The sequence below is a fragment of the Rhodococcus sp. NPDC127593 genome, assembly GCF_042671975.1.
Taxonomy (GTDB): domain Bacteria; phylum Actinomycetota; class Actinomycetes; order Mycobacteriales; family Mycobacteriaceae; genus Rhodococcus_F.
Map to the genome: position 1 here is coordinate 49105 of NZ_JBHXWI010000022.1, position 21065 is coordinate 70169.

Consider the following 21065-nt stretch of genomic DNA (forward strand, 5'->3'; position numbering starts at 1 on the left):
GCCACGTGGGCACGTCCGACACCTGACCACATATTTCGTCTAGTGAGGAGTCGGGTTTCATGCTCAAGCTCGTCGTCAGTCGCGTCGTAGCGGCGGTACCCCTGTTGTTGTTGGTGGCGTTTCTCTCGTTCGCGCTGCTCGAGTTGGCGAACCGGGGCACGGACCCGGCGGCTCGGATCGCGGGTGAAGGCGCCAGTGCGGATCAGATCGAGCAGGTGCGCCAGAACCTGAATCTCGACGCGCCCATGGTTGTTCGCTATGTCGAGTGGGTCGCTCATGCTCTCACCGGAGATCTCGGTACCTCCCTCTACAGTGGCCAGCCCGTGACCGATGCGCTGATGGAGCGGATCTGGATCACCGGCTCACTCGCGTTGTGGGCCATCGTGCTCACCGTGGTCATCGGAATCCCTCTGGGCGTGTGGGCTGCCGTGCGCCAGGGGTCCGTCGTCGACCGCGCGGTGACGACCCTGGCGGCGCTCCTCATGTCGGTCCCCCCGTTCGTCCTGGGCCTGGTTCTGGTGATCACGTTCGCGATCACTCGCGCCTGGCTCCCCGCGACCGGGTATGTGACGATCGCGGAAGGCGGGATCGTCGAATGGTCGCGCCATCTGATCCTTCCGGCGCTCGCACTGGCTGCGGTGTCCGCGGCGGAGCTCGCGCGTCAGACACGAGGTTCCATCGTCGATGCGATGAACAAGGACTACGTGCGCACCGCGCGCGCCAAGGGGCTCGCCGAGCGTGGAGTCCTGTGGAAGCACACCATGAAGAACGCGTCCGTCTCGATCGTCACGGTGCTCGGTATGCAGATGGGGCGCATCCTGGGCGGCGCGGTGACCGTCGAATTCGTCTTCGCGATATCGGGTTTGGGGATGCTCGGGTACACCGCGGTCGTGCAGCGCGATCTCCCCGTCGTTCAGGGTGTGGTCATCATCAGCGCGCTGGTGGTGCTGGTCTGCAATCTCCTGGTCGACATGTCGTACGGTTACCTCAATCCGAAGATTCGCAAGTAAAAGTGCTGTGCCGAAGCATGTTTCGGCTGCATCTGCACTACCCGAGAGGGCTGTCGGCTGTCTGCCGGCAGCCCTCTCGGGTGTGTTCGCCGGTGTGGAGCGAAGCCCATAGAAGACTTCGATGGGCTTCATCCGAAGCTTTCATAGCGAAAGTTGTTGCGCCTCTTGCAGTATGTGATCACGGTCACTAGTATTGGCCACGCACGCCAAGGCACGCGCAGTGAGTCGAAATGACCGTGAGCGCCGTGTCGGACGGGTCGACCATCGATGGGTCTCGGCCATTCGCGATTCCTTCCGATTCTCTGCGAAGGACTCTTGGCGCCATGCAGGCGAGTTTTGTGGACATGACGTACCGATCAAGGTGAGAAATGGGCGTGTGGGTATGAAGATCCGTAGCGGAGTTTCCTCCGGCATCAAGATGCTGGTGATGGCGGTCACGGTGGCAGCGGTCGCGTCCGCCTGCGGCGGCGGTGGGTCGACCGCGGGGGCTGTGAGCGGTGGTGAGGTAGACCGGAACGCGACGTTGAAGATGGCGTGGACGCTGGCTCCCAACAATCTCGATCCCCACCAGTCCAGCAACTATCAGGTTGATTTCAGTTACCTTGCCCCGGTCTATGATCGGCTGACGCAAGCAGTATCGGGGCCGGCGATCGAGCCCATGCTGGCGGAGTCCTGGCAGTTCGCCCCGGACGGCCTCAGTGCGGATTTCGTTCTCCGCACCGACGCGAAGTTTCACGACGGGACCCCGGTAAATGCCGCCGCCGTGGTGAAGAGCCTCGACCGAGCTCGCGACCCGCAACGGGCGCGTTCGGCAGGATCGCTCGCGGTGATCACCTCGGTGCAGGCCGTGAACGACAACACGGTGCGGATCACGACCAGCAGGCCCGCAGCCGACCTGCCGGCCATCCTCTCGACAACCACGGCGGCCATCGTCAACCCGGTCGCCATCGACGGTGGGGTCGACCTGTCGGTGGAGACGGCGGGATCGGGACCCTACGTGGCTGAGCAGGTCCGACGCGGCGACCGCATCATCTACAAGCGTTTCGACGGCTACTGGGATCCGGAAGCGCAGAAGGCAGCCAATCTCGAGATCATCGGTATCAGCGACGACAACGCACGGCTCAATGCCTTCCGAAGCGGTCAGATCGACGTCATGCTCGCGAAAGCCGGCCAGACCGACGAGCTGCAGACCCTGCTGCGACAGCCGCAGTACCAGATGCACACCTTCCCCGTGTCGCAGTACTACGCAGTGCAACTCGACATCGGACAGCAGGGTCTCACCGACCCGCGAGTACGGCAGGCTCTCAATTTCGCGATCGACCGGGAGAGCATCAACTCGGCGCTTCTGAAGGACCAATGCCAGCCGATCTCGCAGCCGATCGCCGATGGCGTCAACGGCCACAACTCCGATGTCGACGGCAAGTACACCTACGATCCGGACAAGGCGCGCCAGCTGCTGAAGGAAGCCAACGTGCCTGCAGATCTGAAGCTGCGACTGATCACGGTGTCGGGCCTGTCACCGCAGCAGGAGATGGCAACCGCCATCCAGGCACAGTTGGCCGATGTCGGGGTGGGGCTCGAGATCATGCCGCTCCCCGCAGCCGATGCGCAGACCAGGATGGGGGAGGGGAGCTACTCACTCCTGAACCCGCGCCTGACGTACCCGACCCCCGCGCAGTCGCTCCAAACCAACTACCTGGTTCCGTTGCGCTTCCCGACGGCACCTTCGCAGGAGTTCACGGATGCGGTGAACCGCTCGCTGGACCCGAACACCCCTGACGGCGAACGCACCCAGCTGTACTCGGAGGCATCGGGTATCGCCTCGGAGAACGCATACGACATGTTCATCTGTGGTATTCCGACGCAGGCCGCATACACCGACAAGGTCGTTGGTGTCGACACCATCGGGCAGGCGGACTTCAGCGGAATCCTCGACACGCGGTACCTGGGCAAGACCTCCTGACCCTGTTCTCTTCAGGGTGTTGTCGGGCGAGGGGCGTTGGCCGGGCGTGGTTCCGGGGCGACGCCCCTCGTTCTGTGCGGCGCGGGTCGGTATCTGCCTCGATTCCAAGGAAATGGAGCGCATTCATGTTCGGTAGAAGTTCTCGTCGCCGTCGATACCCGGTGGCGTTCGCTGTGCTGGCCGCAGGCGTCGTGGTCTCGTGTGGGACCGCGACCGGCGAGCACGGGGCACAAGGCGAGGTCGATCGCACGGCGACCCTGCGGGTGGCCGGAAACGTCGTCCCGAACAATCTCGATCCCCACCAATCGGGCAACTATCAGATCGATTTTCCGTTTCTGTCTCCGGTCTACGACCGGCTGACCCAAGCTGTCAGTGGTCCGACGATCGCACCGATGGTTGCCGAATCGTGGACGTTCGCAGACGACGGAAAGTCGGTCGATTTCACGCTCCGGGACGACGTAACGTTCCACGACGGTACGCCGGTGGACGCCCAGGCTGTCGTCGCGAGCCTTGCCCGCGCGCGTGATCCGCAGAAATCGAAGGTGGCGAGCCGATTCGACATGGTGACCGGTGTGGACGCCGTCGACGGGAACACAGTGCGGATCTCGACCAGTCGACCGGCGCTCGATCTCCCCGCCGTGCTGTCGACGACCGAGGCGGCGATCGTGAATGTGGAGGCCCTCGATGCGGGACTCGACATCGGCCGAACGGACGCCGGTTCGGGACCGTACCGCTTCGATCAGGTGCGTCCCGGTGATCGTGTGACGTACGTGCGTTACGACGGCTACTGGGATCCGGACGCGCAGAAGCCTCAGCGGCTCGAGCTGATCGGAATGGCTGACGACAATTCACGGCTCAATGCGTTCCGTTCCGGACAAGTCGATGCCATCAAGGTCGACCCGGACCAATACGACGAGATCCGTGCCGTCACCGGGGGTTCGGGGTTCGAGATACACGAGTATCCGACCGTCCAGTCGTACGCCGTCCAACTCGACATCGGCACGCCCGGACTCGAGAACGCGAAGGTCCGGCAGGCATTGAACTATGCCATCGACCGCGAGGGTATCAATTCGGCTCTGCTCAACGGAAAGTGTGCACCACTGTCGCAACCGCTTCCCGAAGGCGTGGACGGCCACGACGACAGCAGGACCGCCCTCTATACGTACGATCCGGCCAAGGCGAAGGCTCTGCTGAAGGAGGCGGGGGCGCCGGAGAACCTGTCCCTGCGCGTGATCTATGTCGCGGGTGCGTCGCCGCAACAGGAGATGGCGACGTCGGTTCAGGCGCAACTTCGTGACATCGGCGTCGACGCCCAGTTATTGCCCATTCCGGCTGTCGATGCACAGTCGACATTCCGTCAGGGCGACTATGGGCTCTTGAACTCGAGGTTGGCGTATCCGATTCCCGGCCAGTCGCTGATGCTGAACTACATGGCCGACTACCGCTTCCCCAGCCCGCCGTCGGCCCAGTTCTCCGACACGGTGCTGCAGTCGCTCGACCCGCGGCTCGATGACGGCGAGCGAACCGAGCTGTTGCGCCGCGCCTCCGGCATCGCTGCCGACGAGGCATACGACGTCTTCATTTGTGGGGTACCGACGATCGTCGCGTACTCGAACTCGACGGTCGGCATGGACACTCTCGGGCAAGCGGATTTCACGAGCATCTTCGATGTGCGCTATGCGGGCAAGACGACGTCGTGATTCGCACCGAATGTCAGAAACTGCAAGAATTTCGCATTCCTGTGAGCTGTCGATCTCCTCTGCGTTGCCAAAGATCATGGCAATCGCTTCAAATCTGCTGCGACGATTGACGCTGGTGACCCATCTCACTACGATGACATGGTGTCAGATAGATCACTGACTATCCGGATGACGTCACGACCAGGACCCGTCATCCCATTCACCTAGGGAGTCGCTGTGCCGCTTCAGGACCATATGCATTTGATCTCGGTGGACGACCATCTGATCGAGCCGCCTACCGTGTGGACCGATCGGTTGCCCAAGAAGTTCCACGAGCAGGGCCCGCGGATCGTCGAGATGGACATGAGCCAGAGCCATGGCGACGAGGGATTGTCGGCGCTGCTGCTCGACACGGCCCGCCAGGGAGACACTGCGCCCAAGAAGAAGAAGCTCGCCGAGGTCTGGTCGTATGAGGGCCGGATTTATCCGAACATCGGTCTCAATGCGGTGGCGGGCAAGAAGCCGCAGGAGTACGGGATGGATCCCACGCGCTACTCGGACATGCTGCCGGGGTGTTACGACCCGAAAGCGCGGGTGGCCGACATGGACATCGACGGCGTGCAGGCAGCGTTGTGCTTCCCATCCTTCCCACGTTTCGCCGGCACCGTGTTTCTGGAAGGGAAGGACCGGGAGTTGGCTCTGCTGTCGGTGAAGGCGTGGAACGACTTTCACCTCGATGAATGGGCAGCGTCCAATCCCGATCGCTTCATTCCGCTGATCATTTTGCCGCTGTGGGATCCGCAGGAGGCGGCCAAGGAGATCTACCGGTGCGCGGCGAAGGGCGCGAAGGCGATCACGTTCCCCGAGAACACCGTCGGTTTGGGGTTGCCGTCGTTCTACACCGATTTCTGGGATCCGGTCTTCCGTGCCGCGGAGGAGACGAAGATGCCGCTGTGCATGCACTTCGGCTCGTCGGGTAAGGCGCCGATCACCTCTCCCGAGGCGCCGATGGCGGTCATGATTGCCCTCTTCGGCACCAACTCGATGGACGCGACCGCGGACCTGTTGTTCTCGCCGGTGTTCTACAAGTTCCCGAATTTGAAGGTGGCGCTGTCCGAGGGTGGTATTGGGTGGATGCCGTACCTGCTCGAGCGGATCGACCTGACGTGGGAGAAGCACCGCTGGTACCAGAACGTGAACAAGGAAGTGCGTCCGTCGGATCTGTTCCGCGAGCACATGTACGGCTGCTTCATCGACGACTTCGAGGGTGTCGCCCGTCGCCACCAGATCGGTATCGACAACATCACCTGGGAGTGCGACTACCCGCACTCGGATTCGAACTGGCCCAACAGCCGGCAGTACACCACGAAACTGCTCCAGGATGTTCCCGACGACGAAGCGCACAAGATCGTCGAACTGAACGCCCGCAGGCTCTACAACTTTCCCAGGGCCGAGACAGCCTGACACGTCGATGTCATCGAGCTCCCCCGCTTGACCGCGGGGGAGCTCAGCTGTTCGCCGCCATCGGCGGCCGTACCTGGTTCTGGCGGGGAAAAAACTGCAGTGCAATCGTTCTGAAAGCCGAGACTGCGGGGGCGAGCGCTCCCGGCCGGCAAAGAAGGCCGATCTTGGTTTCGCTCACGGGAACGATGGTCTTCATCCGCGCTCCGTCCGGCAGCCGGGACACCCCCTGGGTGCCGAGACAGGCTCCGACACCGGCGCGCACCATCTCCAGGGTCGACTCGTAGTCCTCGTTCTCCACCGCGACCGTCATCCGGGCATCGTGCGCAGCGAACACGCGATCGAGCGCAAGACGCGCCTGATTGCCGACCGGCGGCACTATCAGCGGAAGTCGGGCGGCCTGGGACCAGGTGATGTCGGAGGCGTCCGGGTAGGGATCGTGGAAGCGTGGAACGATGACCGCGAGCGACTCCACGTCGAGTACAGCGGCCGAGAGCTCCAGGGGTGTGCGGTCCACTCGTGCGAAGGCGATGTCGCAGTCACCCGATGCCACGAGTGCGTGAACCTCCGATTCCGTTCTCGGCGCACCCATCGTGACCTTCATCTGCGGGAATTGGCGGCAGAATTCCGACACCACGTCTGCGATCGAGGCAGTGAAGGAGCGGGTGCTCACCACCCGCACCGTTCCCTCTGTCATGCCGCGCAATGACGACACAGTGGCGTCGATGTCGTCCAGCGCCGAAAGTACCCGCCGCGCGGGCTCGAGGATCGAGTGACCGGCGGGTGTGAATGTCACACCGCGGGAGGATCGGTGGAAGAGCTGCATCCGAAGTTCGGATTCGAGCTTCGCGACAGCATGCGAGAGCGACGGCTGGGTGAGATGCACGGCTGCGGCCGCTTTGGTGAACGAACCGTGTTCCGCTACCGCGACGAGGCATCGGAGTTGCTGGATTTCCATCAGTAGTCCTCGGTGTGGGGCGAGGGGGCCATTTCTATCACCGTCTTGCCGAGGGACCGCCCCGCAGCGACGGTATGCAGTGCTGCGCTCACCTGGTTGAGGGGATACCGGGCGCCGATGACGGGCCGGATCCGGCCCGACGCCCACAAGGCCGTGAACTCCGCGCGGTCTCGTTCTGCACGGCCGGGGTCGTGGCAGGCGAACGTACGAATTTCGAGGCCGCGAACGTCGACGCCCTTGAGCAGCACCAGGTTCAGCGGGATCTGGGGAATGTGTCCGCTGGCGTAACCCAGGGTGACGTACCTCCCGCCCCAGCGCATCTCCCGCAGTGCCTGTTCGGACAGCGTGCCGCCCACAGGGTCGATGACGATGTCTACCGAGCCCGAGCCGATCGCCTCTCGGACTCCGGTCCGCAGATCTGTGCCGGAGTAGTCGACCGTGAATTCCGCGCCCCGGCCGCGAGCGGCCTCGAGTTTGTCTGCCGACGATGCGGCAGCCACGACCCGGCCCCCGAGGACGGTGGCGAGTTCGACGGCGGCGAGCCCGATCCCGCCACCGGCTCCTAACACGAGAACCATCTCACCCGAGGCGATCCCGGCTGTCGACCGTAGCGCGTGATACGCGGTCAGGTGGCACACCCAGGTAGCGGCGGCCTCGTCGAACCCGACGGTGTCCGGGATCGGCACCGCAGCGGTGGCCGGTGCGACCACGTACTCGGCGAATGCTCCCGGGGCGATGACCGCCACCCGGTCGCCTGGAACCGGGGCGGTGACGTCCGGCCCCACGGCGTGCACCACGCCGGCCGCCTCATGCCCGGGGACGAAGGGGAGTGGCACCTGAACCTGATATTTCCCCGCGATCATCAGGGTGTCGGGAAAGTTCACGGCCGCCGCGCGCACCGCAACCAGGATTTCTCCCCGTCCCGGTGCCGGAACGGCGACGGAATCGATGCCTATCGCGTCGGGATCTCCCATCCTGTGGATGCGGGCTGCCGACATCACGGTGGGAGTTTCGGTAGAAGTCATCGGTGTCCTCTCGCGGATTCGTGCGTCTCCAGCAGGGAGTATGCAGGAGATGTTCAATAGAGTAATTGCATTCTGCTAAAGCAGTCATTATGTTCCAAGTATGGCAGATCACAGTGACAGCACCTCGGTCGCGGACCGGGTCGACGACAGGCCCGCCCTCTCGCTCGACGTCGAAGCACTCGGCAAATGGATGGACGGCCAAGGGATCCCCGGAGCCGGCGAACCGGTGCAGGCCCGGAGTCTGGCCGGTGGATCGCAGAACGAGCTCTTCGAGATCCTTCGTGGGGGCGAGAAGATGGCGCTTCGGCGTCCGCCCGGTTACGGAGTCGAAGGCCGAGCGAAGGTCCTCATGCGGGAGGCGCAACTTCTCAGGGCACTCGCGGGCACCGACGTACCGCACGCCAAGCTGCGCGGCGCGACCGACGACGTGTCTGTCATCGGGTCGCCCTTCTACCTGATGGATCTGGTGGACGGCTGGAGCCCCATGGGCGGCGGGTGGGCGGCGCCGTTCGACACCGATCTGCAGGCCCGATCGGGACTCGCGATCCAACTCGTCGACGGCGCCGCGAAGATGGCGCGCGTCGACTGGAAGGCGCAGGGCCTCGACGGCTTCGGTAAGCCAGACGGCTTCCTCGACCGGCAGGTGGATCGCTGGCTGTCGCATCTGGCCGGGTTCAAGTTCCGCAACATTCCAGGACTGGACGAGACCGCAACGTGGCTCCGCAACCACCAGCCCCGGACCTTCGAGCCCGGAATCATGCACGGTGACTACCAGTTCGCGAACGTCATGTATCGGCACGGTGCGCCGGCCGAGCTCGCGGCGATCATCGACTGGGAAATGGCGACGATTGGCGACCCGTTGCTCGATCTCGGTTGGGTGCTGGTCGCGTGGCCGCCCGAGGGGGATGCGATGCAGCATGCCCGCTATCTGAACTACGACGGGATGCCGTCCCGTGAAGACATGCTCGAGCACTATGCGACGGTCAGTGGACGCGACGTCTCCGACGTGGACTACTACGTCATTCTCGCCCGGTTCAAGCTGGCCATCGTGTTGGAGGCGAGTGTCGCCCGGCACGCGAAGGGTGAGGCGGACGACCGCGTCGCCCGTTTCGGTCCGATCGTGCTCGAGCTCATGCAGTTCGCCGCAAACCTGACGAAGACGACGTCGCTCCGCTAGTGCAACGACGTCGCACCGAAGAATCGAGGAATGGGAATGTCCTGGGATTTCGAAACCGATCCTGAATTTCAGAAGAAACTCGACTGGACCGCGCAGTTCGTGCGCGACGAGGTCGAGCCGCTCGATCTGGTGTGGCCGCACGACAACTACAAGCCACTCGACGACGAGCACCGTCGAGTCGTGGATCCGCTCAAGCAGAAGGTGCGCGACCAGCAGCTGTGGGCATGCCATCTCGAACCTGCTCTCGGCGGGCAGGGGTACGGACAGCTGAAACTCGCCCTGCTCAACGAAATCCTCGGCCGCTCCGCCTGGGCTCCGGTCATCTTCGGGACCCAGGCTCCTGACACCGGGAACGCCGAGATCATCGCCCACTTCGGCACCGAGCAGCAGAAGGCGACCTATCTCCAGCCGTTGCTCGACGGGGAGATCTTCTCCTGCTATTCGATGACCGAACCACAGGGCGGCGCCGACGTCTCCGGTTTCGAGACGACGGCCGTCCGCGACGGTGACGACTGGATCATCAACGGGTGGAAGTTCTTCTCCTCCAACGCCCGCTACGCGGCGTTCTGCATCGTCATGGCGTACACGGACAAGGACGCCGGCCCGCACAAGGGCATGTCGATGTTCCTCGTTCCCACCGACTCTCCGGGTCTGACGATCGAGCGCAACCTGGCACTGATCCACGAACCGGCGGACGAGGGCTCGGAAGCCTACATCCACTACGACAACGTCCGTGTTCCCCACACCGCGTTGCTCGGTGACGAGGGACGTGCTTTCGAGGTGGCGCAGGTCCGTCTCGGCGGTGGTCGCGTCCATCACGCCATGCGCACGGTCGGACTGGCGCAGCGTGCACTGGACATGATGTGCGAGCGGGCACTGAGCCGCACCACCCGCGGGAAGGCATTGTCCGAACGCGAGACCGTGCAGAACTACATCGCCGAATCATATGCGGAACTGGAGCAGTTCCGGCTGTTCGTTCTTCGCACGGCGTGGTTGATCGACAAGACCAAGGACTACTCGCTGTGCCGCAAGGACATCAGCGCGATCAAGTTCCTTACCCCCAAGGTCCTCCACGACATCGTCCAGCGCTCGATCCAGGTACATGGCGCCCTCGGTGTCACCCAGGACACTCCGTTGGCCAAGATGTGGGTCACGGCGCCGGTGATGGGCCTCGTGGACGGTCCGACCGAGGTTCACCTGCGCCAGGTGGCGAGGGCTGTGCTCAAGGACCACCGGTCCACCGATGGGCTCTGGCCGACCGACCACATCCCGTCGAAGCTCGAAGCAGCGAAGGACAAGCTCGGCATCGTCTGACCGCCGACCTGGGGAGCGTGGAGCCGCATGTCCGCGCTCCCTTTCCTGTGTCCGCGGTCGAGTGAATTCGATTGGGGGCCTGCCGTGCCCGAGGCTCCGCGGCTTTGACAGATGTGAGCTGGAGCACTAGCTTTCTGAACGGCGTGAAAATTCCGCCATTCAGCTGATCCCCGGGAACATTCTCGCCGGATCTCGGCATCTGATCGGAGATCTTCATGGCTTCGTCTCGTGTGATCAAGATCGGGGCACTCGCGGCCGCCACCCTCGTCGCGGCCGCCTGTGGCGGCTCCGGTGGTAGTGAGGGCCAGACCGATTCACTGACGGTGGCGTGGTTCATTCCACCGTCGTCGATGGATCCGCACATGAATCCGAGTGCGGCCGGCGCTCACCCGTACATCGACCTCCTGTACGACCGGCTGACCGCAATCGAACCGGTCGACGGTGTACCCACGGTGGTGCCGAGTGTGGCGGAGTCCTGGGACTATTCTGCCGACGGCCGGACGCTGACGTTCTCTCTCCGACGCGACGTGAAGTTCCACGACGGCACGCCACTCGATGCGAAGGCGGTCGTCGCGAGTATGGACCGGGCTCTGCACCGCCCGCAGTCTTCGGCTCAGGACAAGTTCACCATGGTCGAGGACGTCAGTGCGCCAGGCGATTACACAGTGCAGTTCGCGCTCGACGAGCCGTCGACCGATCTGCCGTTCATTCTGGCGACGACTCTGGGATCGATCGTCAATCCGAAGGCAGTCGATGACGACCTGGGTGCGCATCCCGCTGGGTCGGGCCCGTACGAGCTGACGTCTCTGACGGTCGGGGACAAGGCAACGTTCACGAGGGTGCACGACTACTGGAACCCGGACACCTACGTGATTCCCAAGGTCGAGATCCGTGGGATCGTGGATGACAACGCGCGCATGAATGCGCTTCGCAGTGGTCAGATCGACGCCGCGCTCTCGCGGATGAGCCAGTACCGGGATGCGACGGCGATGGCCGAGTCGGGCGACTTCACCTTGTCCACCTCGGGGCGGACGTCCTGGTACACCATCTATCTCAACTCCGATCGCGGACCGCTGCGCGATCCCCGCGTCCGTCAGGCGCTCAACTATGCGATCGACCGGGACGCGTTGAACGATTCTCTGATGAACGGACAGTGCGCTCCGACGTCGCAGCCGCTCCAGGAGGGAGTCGACGGCCATGTGTCCGAGGACGGATTCGGATATCGTCACGACCCCGACAAGGCGCGGGCCCTGCTGGCCGAGGCCGGTTACACCGACGGCCTGGAGATCAAGGCGTTGACGACCGGCGCGCACGCTCAACTGTCTGTCGGCATCCAGGCGCAGTTGCAGGCGGTCGGTGTGAAGATCGACTTCGAGAACTCCGATTTCGGTGAAGCGCTGCCGAGATGGGAATCGGGCGACGTCGACGCCTGGCAGTACAGCATGGCGGGAAACCCCGAACCGGGCTTCACCCTTCGCGACCGCTACCTGGACCGGAGCCAGCAGGGCCCGCTCCCCGACGGTTTCGCGCAGACGATCCGGTCAGCGCTTGCATACGAACCTGGTGACCGAACCCGTACCGCACTGCTGGAGCAGGCGTCCCGAGTCGCGTCCGAGCAAGCGCTGGAAGTATTCATCTGCGCGCCGGCAACTCAGTACCTGCACACGCCGGGAGTCGTGGGATTCGACGAGATGACCCCACCGTTCGTCGGTGGCCCGTTCGAACTCCGGCACGTCCATTTCGCGGAGTGATGTAAGGGTCGGCGGCGGCCGGGCGGTGTCAGAAGTCCGTGCCGCCGTCGATGTTCACCAAGGCACCGGTCATATAGCCGGCGCGCGGTGACAGGAGAAACGCAACGAGTTCGCCGACCTCGTCGGGCTGTCCGGGCCTGCCCAGCGCCGCCTCGAGGCCCCACTCCTCCACCATCACCCGTTCCAGAGCTTCCTCGTACGGGTATCCCCGTTCCTCCGCCACGTGGGCACGGATCGCCCGCAACGCGTCCGTCTCGATGGCCCCCGGGCAGATGCAGTTCGCGCGAATGCCCTTGCTGCCATACGCCTTCGCGATCCCCTTGGTTAACACCGCGACGGAACCTTTCAGTGATGCGTACGGCAGCCGCACGAGGTCGGGAGAGCGCACCGAGTATGCCGCCGTCGTCACGATCGTGCCTCGGGTGGAGGTGAGATGGGGGAGTGCGGCCTCGACCGTCCGCGTCGTGCCCAGCACGACGTCGCGGAGAGCCCCGATCCACATCTCCTCGGGTGATTCGATCGGCTCCTTCCCGAGGATGCCGGTGGTCACTGCAACCCCGTCCAGGCGGCCGAGGAGTTCGACGGCCTCTGCCACGGCCTCTTCGGCCTGGCCGGCGACGCCGACGTCGAACGACAGTCCGTACGCACGTGCGGCGCCGGCTTCGCGAATCGCGGCGGCTGCGTGTTCGGCTCGTGCTGCGTCGCGCCCGACCACAACGATCGAGGCACCGTCGCCGGCGAGTGCGCGGGCCGACGCGAGCCCCATCCCTGCAGTTCCACCGACGACGAGATAGCCCTTGTTGCGAACGAGAAGATCCATGTGTTCCACGCTTCCTTGATGTGAGCCCAACCTTCCGTTGATGACACTATCGTCAGAATAATTCGGCCCCAGAGGAGACTGCCCTGTCGGGTCGGGGATCGGTTCGGGATCCGCGCGGGCCTGTCGGCGAGGTTCCGCATCGAGTGAGCGGCGGGATCGCCGTTGTGTCCCCGAGGAGCTTCGGGTTGTCGACATCGGCGAGTCTGCCCAGGTGGGGCTTCGGACGCACCATTGACATGTGAACGGCGTCACAATAATGTGCGTTGTGTCAGATGCTGATCCCCTTCAGAGTTCGATGTTCGTTTCTTTCGGAATCGAAACTGCATGGGCGCGATGGGTGCACTGTCGGGAGCTGCGTCCGATGAACAGGATGTCCGATCTCCGCCGCACCTGCGTGCCATCAGACGCTGTCGAGGCGAGCATCTTCACCCGAAACGTCAATCGAGGAGAGTCGTGAACCGAGTTGAAGGCAAGATCGCTTTTGTCACCGGAGCAGCGCGCGGGCAGGGACGAAGCCATGCTCTGAATCTTGCTCAGGAAGGCGCCGACATCATCGCCTTCGATCTGTGTGAGGACATCGAGACGAACGAGTACCCGCTGTCGACCGAGGAAGATCTCGCGCACACGGTCAAGCTGGTGGAAGCCGAAGGTCGGCGCGTCGTGTCGGCGAAGGTGGACGTGCGTGACCGTGTCGGACTGGAGAAGGCTCTGGCGTCAGCCGTTGCGGAACTGGGTGGTCTCGACATCGTCGTCGCGAACGCCGGAATCTGTCCGCTCGGCAAAGACATCCCGATGCAGGGTTTCGTCGACTCGTTCGACGTCGACTTCCTCGGGGTCGTGAACTCGATCCACGGTGCCCTGCCACACCTGCGTGACGGCGGCTCGATCATCGCCACCGGTTCGCTCGCGGCCCTCATGCCTGCCGGTCTGACCAGCCCGGGAGGAACCGGGTACGGACTTGCCAAACGGATGATCCCGCAATACGTACGCACCGTGGCACATCTGCTGGCAGCCAGGGGCATCCGGGCCAACACGATTCATCCGTCCAATTGCAACACTGATATGTTGCAGAGCCCCCCGATGTACAAGATGTTCCGCGACGACCTCGACAATCCCACTCTCGACGACGTCAAAGACGGTTTCGCGAGCATGCATCCCATCCCGACGCCGTGGGTGGAACCTGCCGACATCTCGAGCCTCGTGGTCTACCTCGCCTCGGACGAATCCCGCTTCGTCACGGGCCAGGAAGTGCGGGTGGATGCCGGTGCTGGACTGGCTCTCGGACTCTGATTCGCACGCTCGACTTCGCCATCGGCAATCGTGCTGCGACGGCGTCGCGGCCCCACACGAAGGAAGTACGTCATGGGATCTTCAGTCAACGCACCGATGAGCGCACCGACGTTGTCGCTCGCCGAACCGCGGATGCTGATCGGCGGTGAGTTGGTCGACGCCCTGTCCGGCCGGGTGTTCGACAACATCGATCCCGCAACGGAGCACGTTCTCGGTGTCACCGCAGATGGATCGACGGAGGACGCCGATCGCGCCGTGAGCGCCGCGCGCCGCGCATTCGACACGACCGACTGGTCGACGAACTCGTCCCTGCGAAGCCGGGTGCTGCGGCAGCTCGCCGACGCGATGGACGAGCGCCGAGTGGAACTCGGCGAGGTCGTCACGGCCGAGGCGGGCGCTCCCATGGCCCTTCACGACATGATGCAAGTCGGTCCCGGCATCGAATCGCTGCGGTGGATGGCGGATCTCGCCGACACCTACGAATACGAGAAGCAGTTCCCCACCCGCGTAGCGCTGGGCACCTCGACAGCGCCGCTGGTCCGAAAGGAAGCGGCCGGAGTGGTCGCGGCGATCACCGCCTGGAACTATCCGTTCTTCCTGAACATGGTCAAGCTGTCCGCCGCACTCGCAGCCGGGTGCACGGTGGTGCTCAAACCCGCACCCGACACCCCGTGGTCCGCGACGATGATCGGAAAGCTCGCCGCCGAGTACACTGACATGCCCGCCGGCGTGCTCAACGTCGTTACCTCGTCCGACAACGCCGTCGGTGAGGCGCTCACCACGGATCCGCGGGTAGACGTCGTCACGTTCACCGGGTCGACGGCCACGGGACGCAAGATCCTTGCCGCCGGCGCACCGACGGTGAAGCGCACCCTTCTCGAACTCGGCGGCAAGTCCGCTGCAATCGTTCTCGAAGATGCAGACATGCAGGCAGCCATCGGGCTGGTCGCCGGTTCGGTCTGCTCGCACGCCGGTCAGGGCTGCGCACTGACCACGCGTCTGTTGCTTCCGCGTTCTCGCTACGACGAGGGGCTGCAGGTCGCCCAGGCGGTCATGTCCGCGATGGTGCCCGGGGATCCGAAAGACCCGTCGACATTCATCGGCCCGGTGATCAATGCGGTTCAGCTCGAACGTGTGCTCGGGTACATCGAACTCGGCAGGACCGAGGGGCGGATCATCTTCGGAGGGGGCCGAGCGGAGAACCACGATCGCGGCTTCTTCGTAAATCCGACGCTCATTGCGGATGTCGCCCCCGATGCGCGGATCGCTCAGGAGGAAATCTTCGGTCCGGTACTCGTCGTGATTCCCTACGAGACCGAGGACGAGGCGATCGATATCGCGAACAACTCGTTGTACGGCCTGTCCGGCTCGGTGTTCGGCGGCGATGTCGCCCATGCGACAGACGTGGCCAGGAGGGTCCGGACCGGCACGATTTCCGTGAACGGTGCTGCGTTCCTCGCCGACGACGTCCCGTTCGGTGGGTATCGCCACAGCGGTCTGGGACGGGAGCACGGCGTCGAAGGCTTCGAGGAGTTCCTCGAGAGCAAGACCATCGGCATACCGGCGACAGCGTGACAGGGGGCTCTCCGACGGCGGAACCGTCGACGGTCCGAGAACCTGTGTGCACACCCGACTGGTGGGCGGACCGCGACCCCTCGCGCCCGGCGGTGGTCGTGCCCGGCGGCCAGACGCTGACCTACGGCGAACTCGCTGCGAAATCACGCTGGCTGGAACGGGACTGGATCTCGAAGGGCATCTCACCCGGGGATCGCGTCGCCGTTGTCATGGAGAACCGCACCGACTATGTCGTCGTCGCGATCGCGGCGTTGCGGTGCGGCGTCCGGTTGGTCGCGGTGAACGTCCACCTGACGCGGGCGGAAGCCGTTCACGTCATTTCCGACTCGGACGCCCGGCTGATCGTCGCCAGCGACCGGTTTGCTGATCTGGTGGCCGAGGCGGCGGGTGCGTCGCCCGCAGTGGAGGCGGTGCAGATTGTCGGCGAAGTCCGGGACGGGTACGAGCGCCTGTACGACGGCGAGGAATCCGGGCCAGCCGCCGGAGCAACACCCAGCGCTGATAGGGCGGTGCGCCAGGGCACCTTCATGTTCTACTCCTCGGGGACCACCGGAAAACCCAACGGAATTCTTCGGGAAATGCCCGACGTGTCGTTCGAGCAGGGCGATCCGTTGACCGCCAACTTCCCGCTGACGTGGGGGTTCGACCAGGACTCGGTGTGGTTGAACTCGGCTCCGCTCTATCACGCGTATCCGTTGCAGACCTGCACGTCCGTGGTCAGGTGGGGCGGAATGCTGGTTCTGACCGAGAAGTTCGACGCCGAGGAGAGTCTTCGGATCGTCGATGAATTCGGTGTCACGCACACCAGCATGGTTCCCACCATGTTCGTTCGCTTCCTGCGTTTGCCCGAGGACGTTCGGCGGCGCTACGACGTCTCGTCGATCCGGTTGGCGATTCATGCCGGCGCTCCCTGTTCGGTGCCTGTGAAGCGCGCAATGATGGAGTGGTGGGGGCCGGTGCTCTACGAGTTCTACGGCGGCAGTGAGAACATCGGCATGGTCCTCATCACGCCGGACGAGTGGCTCGCGCATCCCGGTTCCGTGGGTCGGCCGGCACCCGGAACCATATCGGTGCTCGGCGAGGACCACGCGCCCGTGGCCCCGTACGAGCGGGGAACCATCTGGTTCGACCATGCCCCGAGTTTCAGCTACCACCATTCACCGGAGACGACCGCGGGTGTCTTCGACGCGGAAGGGCGCGCGACGCTCGGTGATCTGGGCTACCTGGACGAGGACGGCTACCTGTACCTCGACGGCAGACGCACCGATCTCATCATTTCCGGGGGAGTGAACATCTACCCCGCCGAAATCGAGGCTCGGCTGGCCGAGCACCCCGCAGTGTTCGATGTCGCGGTGATCGGTGCTCCGGATGAGGAATACGGCCAGCGGGTCGAAGCCTTCGTGCAACTCGACAGCGGCGTTGCGGGCGACGCGGAGTTGGAGCGTGAGCTCCTCGAATTCTGCCGAAGGGAACTTGCGTCCTTCAAGTGCCCGAGATCGGTGACCTTCGAGGAGTCCCTACCGCGGACTCCGGCCGGAAAGCTACTCAAACGCGTTCTGATGGAAAGGGTCTGGACATGACAGCCGTGAAGCAGACTGCAGTGAACGATGCGGTGGTACTGATCCACGGCGGGCAGCACACGAGAGAGTGCTGGGACCCCACCGTCACAGTGCTGAGTGAGCTCCGACCGGATGTGACGGTACTGGCCGTGGACCTACCGGGCCGGGGGTCGAAGCCCGCCGCCCTGTCCGAGGTCGGTATCGCCGAGTGTGTTCGCTCGGTGGTGGCCGACATCGATGCGGCCGGATTTTCCGAGGTGGTACTTGTCGCGCATTCGATGGGCGGCGTCACGATGCCTGGAGTGGCCGCGGCGTTGGGGAAGGAGCGTGTCCGCCGGATGGTCTTCGTGGCCGCTGCGGCACCACCGGACGGAATGTCGATCCTCGATGACCTGATGGGTGAGCTTCAGGAGGACATCCGGGAGCGCGTCGACGCTCCGGCGGAGTCGCCTCCCTTTCCCCGCGAGACGGTGGAATCGCTGTTCTGTAACGGGATGACCGAAGAACAGACGGATTTCGTCGTGCGGTGCATGTGCCCGGAGAGCAACCTCCTCGCCACGCAGAAAGTCGATCGCAGCGACATGCCGCCGTCGATTCCGCGGACCTGGGTACTGACACTGCAGGATCGGGCGGTGCCGCCCGACCAGCAGCGGCAACATGTCGACAATCTCGGGGGAGCCGACGAGATCGTCGAGATCGACACCTGTCACGACGTGATGGTGAGTGAACCGGAGATCCTCGCGAAGATCCTGATCGATCGCCTCGTCTGATCCGAGCGATGCGCAGGAGCACCGGGGAAACGCCTCGGTGCACCTGCGTATCCGGAGGATCAGGGGATGCCGCCGTCGGACCGGACGATAGTTCCGGACGTGTAGCTGGACGCGTCGCTGGCGAGGAAGAGTGCCGCACCGACTATTTCGGCGGGATTCCCGATCCGCTCGAGATGCAGGCGCGAGGCCATTCTGTTCGTGTGCTCCATGTCCCAGGCTGCGGCGATGTCGGTCAGATACTGGCCGGGCATCAACGTGTTCACCCGGACTTCGGGTCCGAGCAGTTCGGCGTAACCCTCGGTCATTGCGTTGAGCCCGTTCTTGGCGGCGGCGTAGGGAATGATCGAGCCCATGGGTCGCAGCGATCCGGTGCTGCTGACGTTGATGACACTTCCCGAGCCGCGTTCCTTCATGCGGGTTCCCACCAGCTGGGTCAGTCGGAAGGGGCCTTTGAGGTTGAGGTTGAGGACACTGTCGTACATCTTCTCGGTGACGTCGGTGACCTTGTCGTACACGGGCGACATCCCGGCGTTGTTCACCAGGACGTCCACCTTGCCGAACCTCGCGTACGTGGCGTCGACCAAGCCTTCGATCTCGTCCCATCGACCCATGTGGCAGCTGTAGGCGAGGGCGTCCCGCCCGGTCGTCGACCTGATCTCGTCCGCGACCTCCTCGCACTTCTCGAGATTGCGGCTCGCGACGACGACGTCCGCCCCGGCTCGTGCGAACGCCACACTCATTTGCCGGCCCATGCCGCGACTACCACCGGTGACCAGCGCGACCTTGCCCTCGAGGCTGAACAAGTCGAACGGGGACGGAAGGTCTCCCTTCGTGTGAACAGGGGTGTCGTCCATACTGGAAGCCATACGTCTCCTCAAAACAGAATCGGATTACTCGATATGCAGAACGATACATCAGAGTCGCAGTCACGGGCAGGGGTCAGTCGCGCCGCACAAGCGGCTGCGCGACGAACCGCACGTCAGCGCCAGTCGGCCGAGGACGAGATCGAGCGTCTGCTCGAGGTGACGCTGGAGCTGATCGAGAAGTCCGCGCCTGCAATGCCTTCCGTGTCAGCGATCGTCGCGGCCGCGGGAATTTCGAATCAGACTCTGTATCGATCCTTTCCGAGCAAGGACGACCTGATCCTCGCTGTCCTCGAGAAGGGTGTCCACCGCGTGGCCGACTACATCACCGCACGCATGGCTGGTGTCGATGATCCGCACGAGCAGATTCTCGTGTGGACGCGCGGAGTCCTACGACAGGTCAGTCACAGCGATGCTGCGCAGACAAGTCGTTCCGTGCTCGAGCACCTCGAGAAGGCCGGATCGTCGAGTCAGGAGGACGGCGGTCAGGACGAACTGCTGAAGCCGGTGACGAGTCTGCTCGCGTCCCCGTTGGAGGCACTCGGATCCGACCCGGTTCTCGAGGGTGCCTGCATCTCCGACCTGGTGCTCGGGGCGATGCGCCGCCACCTCTGGACATCGACCGCGCCCTCTCCCGAGGAGATCGAGGGGATCGGGCGGTTCGTCCTCGGCGGGCTGAATGCGAACAACCGGGACCGATAGCGGGACGTTCGGCCGGTTGACACGTGACGCCTGATCGCCGAGGTTAGGAGAACCGGTGGTGAGTGAACTCCCATCCGGTGTCCTTCATTCACCGGCCGAACGTGTCGTCGCTCCCGTGCATTCGCAGCGCAGCGACGATTGTGGTCGAACTCCAGAAAGGCTTCTACATGTCGACTGGCATCCCCTGTCTCGACGGAACCGTCTCCATCGTCACCGGAGGGGCTTCAGGTATAGGTTTCGCGATCGCCGAAGCGTTGATCGCCGAGGGCTCGACGGTAGTGGTGGCCGATGTCGAGGCCGCCGCCCTCGCGCGAGCAGCCACCGATCTCGGCGCCGCCACGGTGCTCGCCGACGTGAGTAGTGCCGACGACATTCAGCGAGTGGCAAACGAGGTTGTCCGTCGGCACGGGCGCATCGACATCGCTGTCAACAACGCCGGAATCGCGCGCGTAGCACCGTTCGACGAGTTGACGCTCGACGACTTCCGTTGGGTGCTGGACGTCAACCTGTGGGGCGTGATCCACGGGATGAAGTCGTTTCTACCGGTGATCGAACAGACGTCGCAACGCGGATACATCGTCAACACCGCGTCCATCGCGGGTCTGCGCACCGCAGCCGGCCTCGGTGCCTATGCCGTGTCGAAATTCGGCGTCGTCGCGTTGACGGAGACCGTGGGTATGGAACTCGACGCGAGAGGCTCGCACGTCGGTGTGGGGGTACTGCTGCCCGCAATGGTGCGGTCCAACATTGCGACAAGTGAGCGGAACCGGCCGGGTGTGGTTCCCCGTGGCACGAGCGGTTCGGGGGCATCGACACGGGTACCGGTGGCAGCAATGGGCGCGGACGTCGTCGGTCGCCTGGTCGTGGACGCGATCAAGCGGGGCGATCGATACATCGTGAGTCATCCGGAGACGCTCGAATCCGTCCGCGCGCGGCACCGCGGCATCGAGGAGGCGTATGCCGCAATTCCATCCGTCGAATAACGAAGACATACCGTCAGAAAAGTGCGGTGGCTACGTGCCGGCGGGCCCATGTGTGAGAGGTCGTAATGGGTTGGAGCTGCGACCCAACGGGAGATATCGCGGGACATCTTGACACTTGTGATGGCGATCACTAGCGTACGAAGCGTCAGATAATCGGCATAGACC

At 64.0% G+C, this 21065-nt stretch carries 17 protein-coding genes; 13 read left to right on the forward strand and 4 right to left on the reverse strand.

Going from position 1 to position 21065, the window contains the following annotated elements; translation table 11 throughout:
• Positions 1-59: 59 nt before the first annotated feature.
• From ACFVJ3_RS21325 to ACFVJ3_RS21340, 4 genes are all read left to right on the forward strand, one after another.
• Positions 60-1010, forward strand: a complete 951-nt coding sequence (locus tag ACFVJ3_RS21325; RefSeq protein ID WP_378453914.1) for an ABC transporter permease — start codon at positions 60-62, stop codon at positions 1008-1010.
• A 382-nt stretch (positions 1011-1392) separates the two neighbouring features.
• The gene (locus ACFVJ3_RS21330; RefSeq protein WP_378453915.1) at positions 1393-2973 is read left to right on the forward strand and encodes an ABC transporter substrate-binding protein; all 1581 of its coding nucleotides are present in this window, start codon (positions 1393-1395) and stop codon (positions 2971-2973) included.
• A gap of 125 nt (positions 2974-3098) precedes the next feature.
• Positions 3099-4673 carry an ABC transporter substrate-binding protein gene (locus ACFVJ3_RS21335; RefSeq protein WP_378453916.1) on the forward strand — a complete coding sequence of 525 codons (1575 nt, stop codon included), beginning with the start codon at positions 3099-3101 and terminating at the stop codon, positions 4671-4673.
• Positions 4674-4889: 216 nt separating this feature from the next.
• A complete protein-coding gene (locus ACFVJ3_RS21340) occupies positions 4890-6116 on the forward strand; it encodes an amidohydrolase family protein (RefSeq protein ID WP_378453917.1) in 1227 nt (408 codons plus the stop codon).
• A 43-nt stretch (positions 6117-6159) separates the two neighbouring features.
• Here the strand turns inward: ACFVJ3_RS21340 and ACFVJ3_RS21345 are convergent, their stop codons facing one another.
• Positions 6160-7071, reverse strand: a complete 912-nt coding sequence (locus tag ACFVJ3_RS21345; RefSeq protein WP_378453918.1) for a LysR family transcriptional regulator — start codon at positions 7069-7071, stop codon at positions 6160-6162.
• Positions 7071-8069 (reverse strand): NADPH:quinone oxidoreductase family protein, encoded by a 999-nt coding sequence (locus tag ACFVJ3_RS21350; protein WP_378454002.1) that lies wholly within the window; start codon positions 8067-8069, stop codon positions 7071-7073. Before ACFVJ3_RS21350 ends, ACFVJ3_RS21345 begins: the two co-directional genes overlap by 1 nt.
• A 127-nt stretch (positions 8070-8196) precedes the next feature.
• Here ACFVJ3_RS21350 and ACFVJ3_RS21355 point away from each other — a divergent pair, with 127 nt between their 5' ends.
• The 3 genes from ACFVJ3_RS21355 (at position 8197) to ACFVJ3_RS21365 (ending at position 12338) form a co-directional block, all read left to right on the forward strand.
• Entirely contained in the window at positions 8197-9273 is a 1077-nt protein-coding gene (locus tag ACFVJ3_RS21355) for a phosphotransferase family protein (RefSeq protein ID WP_378453919.1), read from the forward strand.
• Between the two features lie 36 nt (positions 9274-9309).
• A complete protein-coding gene (locus ACFVJ3_RS21360) occupies positions 9310-10587 on the forward strand; it encodes an acyl-CoA dehydrogenase family protein (protein WP_378453920.1) in 1278 nt (425 codons plus the stop codon).
• A 215-nt stretch (positions 10588-10802) separates the two neighbouring features.
• Positions 10803-12338: an ABC transporter substrate-binding protein gene (locus ACFVJ3_RS21365; protein WP_378453921.1), complete on the forward strand. Its 1536-nt coding sequence runs from the start codon at positions 10803-10805 to the stop codon at positions 12336-12338.
• Between the two features lie 28 nt (positions 12339-12366).
• On the opposite strand, the gene ACFVJ3_RS21370 is transcribed toward ACFVJ3_RS21365, so the two are convergent.
• Positions 12367-13158 (reverse strand): SDR family NAD(P)-dependent oxidoreductase, encoded by a 792-nt coding sequence (locus ACFVJ3_RS21370; protein ID WP_378453922.1) that lies wholly within the window; start codon positions 13156-13158, stop codon positions 12367-12369.
• Positions 13159-13611: 453 nt separating this feature from the next.
• On the opposite strand from ACFVJ3_RS21370, the gene ACFVJ3_RS21375 reads away from it, so the two are divergent.
• The 4 genes from ACFVJ3_RS21375 to ACFVJ3_RS21390 all read left to right on the forward strand — a co-directional run bounded on the left by ACFVJ3_RS21375 (position 13612) and on the right by ACFVJ3_RS21390 (position 18352).
• The gene (locus tag ACFVJ3_RS21375; RefSeq protein WP_378453923.1) at positions 13612-14448 is read left to right on the forward strand and encodes a mycofactocin-coupled SDR family oxidoreductase; all 837 of its coding nucleotides are present in this window, start codon (positions 13612-13614) and stop codon (positions 14446-14448) included.
• A gap of 72 nt (positions 14449-14520) precedes the next feature.
• Positions 14521-16023, forward strand: coding sequence for an aldehyde dehydrogenase family protein (locus ACFVJ3_RS21380; protein ID WP_378453924.1), 1503 nt, complete (start codon positions 14521-14523; stop codon positions 16021-16023).
• On the forward strand, positions 16020-17603 hold the full coding sequence (locus ACFVJ3_RS21385) for an AMP-binding protein (RefSeq protein ID WP_378453925.1): 1584 nt from the start codon (positions 16020-16022) through the stop codon (positions 17601-17603). Before ACFVJ3_RS21380 ends, ACFVJ3_RS21385 begins: the two co-directional genes overlap by 4 nt.
• Entirely contained in the window at positions 17600-18352 is a 753-nt protein-coding gene (locus ACFVJ3_RS21390; protein WP_378453926.1) for an alpha/beta fold hydrolase, read from the forward strand. The genes ACFVJ3_RS21385 and ACFVJ3_RS21390 overlap by 4 nt, the downstream gene beginning before the upstream one ends.
• A gap of 59 nt (positions 18353-18411) precedes the next feature.
• On the opposite strand, the gene ACFVJ3_RS21395 is transcribed toward ACFVJ3_RS21390, so the two are convergent.
• On the reverse strand, positions 18412-19206 hold the full coding sequence (locus ACFVJ3_RS21395; RefSeq protein WP_378454003.1) for an SDR family NAD(P)-dependent oxidoreductase: 795 nt from the start codon (positions 19204-19206) through the stop codon (positions 18412-18414).
• A 45-nt stretch (positions 19207-19251) separates the two neighbouring features.
• Between ACFVJ3_RS21395 and ACFVJ3_RS21400 the strand changes: the two genes are divergently transcribed.
• Positions 19252-19917, forward strand: a complete 666-nt coding sequence (locus ACFVJ3_RS21400; RefSeq protein ID WP_378453927.1) for a TetR/AcrR family transcriptional regulator — start codon at positions 19252-19254, stop codon at positions 19915-19917.
• Positions 19918-20084: 167 nt separating this feature from the next.
• Complete coding sequence (locus ACFVJ3_RS21405; RefSeq protein ID WP_378453928.1) at positions 20085-20900, forward strand: SDR family NAD(P)-dependent oxidoreductase; 816 nt, start codon at positions 20085-20087, stop codon at positions 20898-20900.
• The last annotated feature ends 165 nt before the right edge of the window (positions 20901-21065 follow it).

Coding starts and splice junctions, on each gene's coding strand:
- ACFVJ3_RS21350 (WP_378454002.1), bottom strand. CDS start 8,069: ATGTCGGCAGCCCGCATCCACAGGATGGGAGATCCCGACGCGATAGGC.
- ACFVJ3_RS21325 (WP_378453914.1), top strand. CDS start 60: ATGCTCAAGCTCGTCGTCAGTCGCGTCGTAGCGGCGGTACCCCTGTTG.
- ACFVJ3_RS21380 (WP_378453924.1), top strand. CDS start 14,521: ATGGGATCTTCAGTCAACGCACCGATGAGCGCACCGACGTTGTCGCTC.
- ACFVJ3_RS21330 (WP_378453915.1), top strand. CDS start 1,393: ATGAAGATCCGTAGCGGAGTTTCCTCCGGCATCAAGATGCTGGTGATG.
- ACFVJ3_RS21395 (WP_378454003.1), bottom strand. CDS start 19,206: ATGGACGACACCCCTGTTCACACGAAGGGAGACCTTCCGTCCCCGTTC.
- ACFVJ3_RS21400 (WP_378453927.1), top strand. CDS start 19,252: ATGCAGAACGATACATCAGAGTCGCAGTCACGGGCAGGGGTCAGTCGC.
- ACFVJ3_RS21345 (WP_378453918.1), bottom strand. CDS start 7,071: ATGGAAATCCAGCAACTCCGATGCCTCGTCGCGGTAGCGGAACACGGT.
- ACFVJ3_RS21370 (WP_378453922.1), bottom strand. CDS start 13,158: ATGGATCTTCTCGTTCGCAACAAGGGCTATCTCGTCGTCGGTGGAACT.
- ACFVJ3_RS21355 (WP_378453919.1), top strand. CDS start 8,197: ATGGCAGATCACAGTGACAGCACCTCGGTCGCGGACCGGGTCGACGAC.
- ACFVJ3_RS21360 (WP_378453920.1), top strand. CDS start 9,310: ATGTCCTGGGATTTCGAAACCGATCCTGAATTTCAGAAGAAACTCGAC.
- ACFVJ3_RS21335 (WP_378453916.1), top strand. CDS start 3,099: ATGTTCGGTAGAAGTTCTCGTCGCCGTCGATACCCGGTGGCGTTCGCT.
- ACFVJ3_RS21405 (WP_378453928.1), top strand. CDS start 20,085: ATGTCGACTGGCATCCCCTGTCTCGACGGAACCGTCTCCATCGTCACC.
- ACFVJ3_RS21365 (WP_378453921.1), top strand. CDS start 10,803: ATGGCTTCGTCTCGTGTGATCAAGATCGGGGCACTCGCGGCCGCCACC.
- ACFVJ3_RS21390 (WP_378453926.1), top strand. CDS start 17,600: ATGACAGCCGTGAAGCAGACTGCAGTGAACGATGCGGTGGTACTGATC.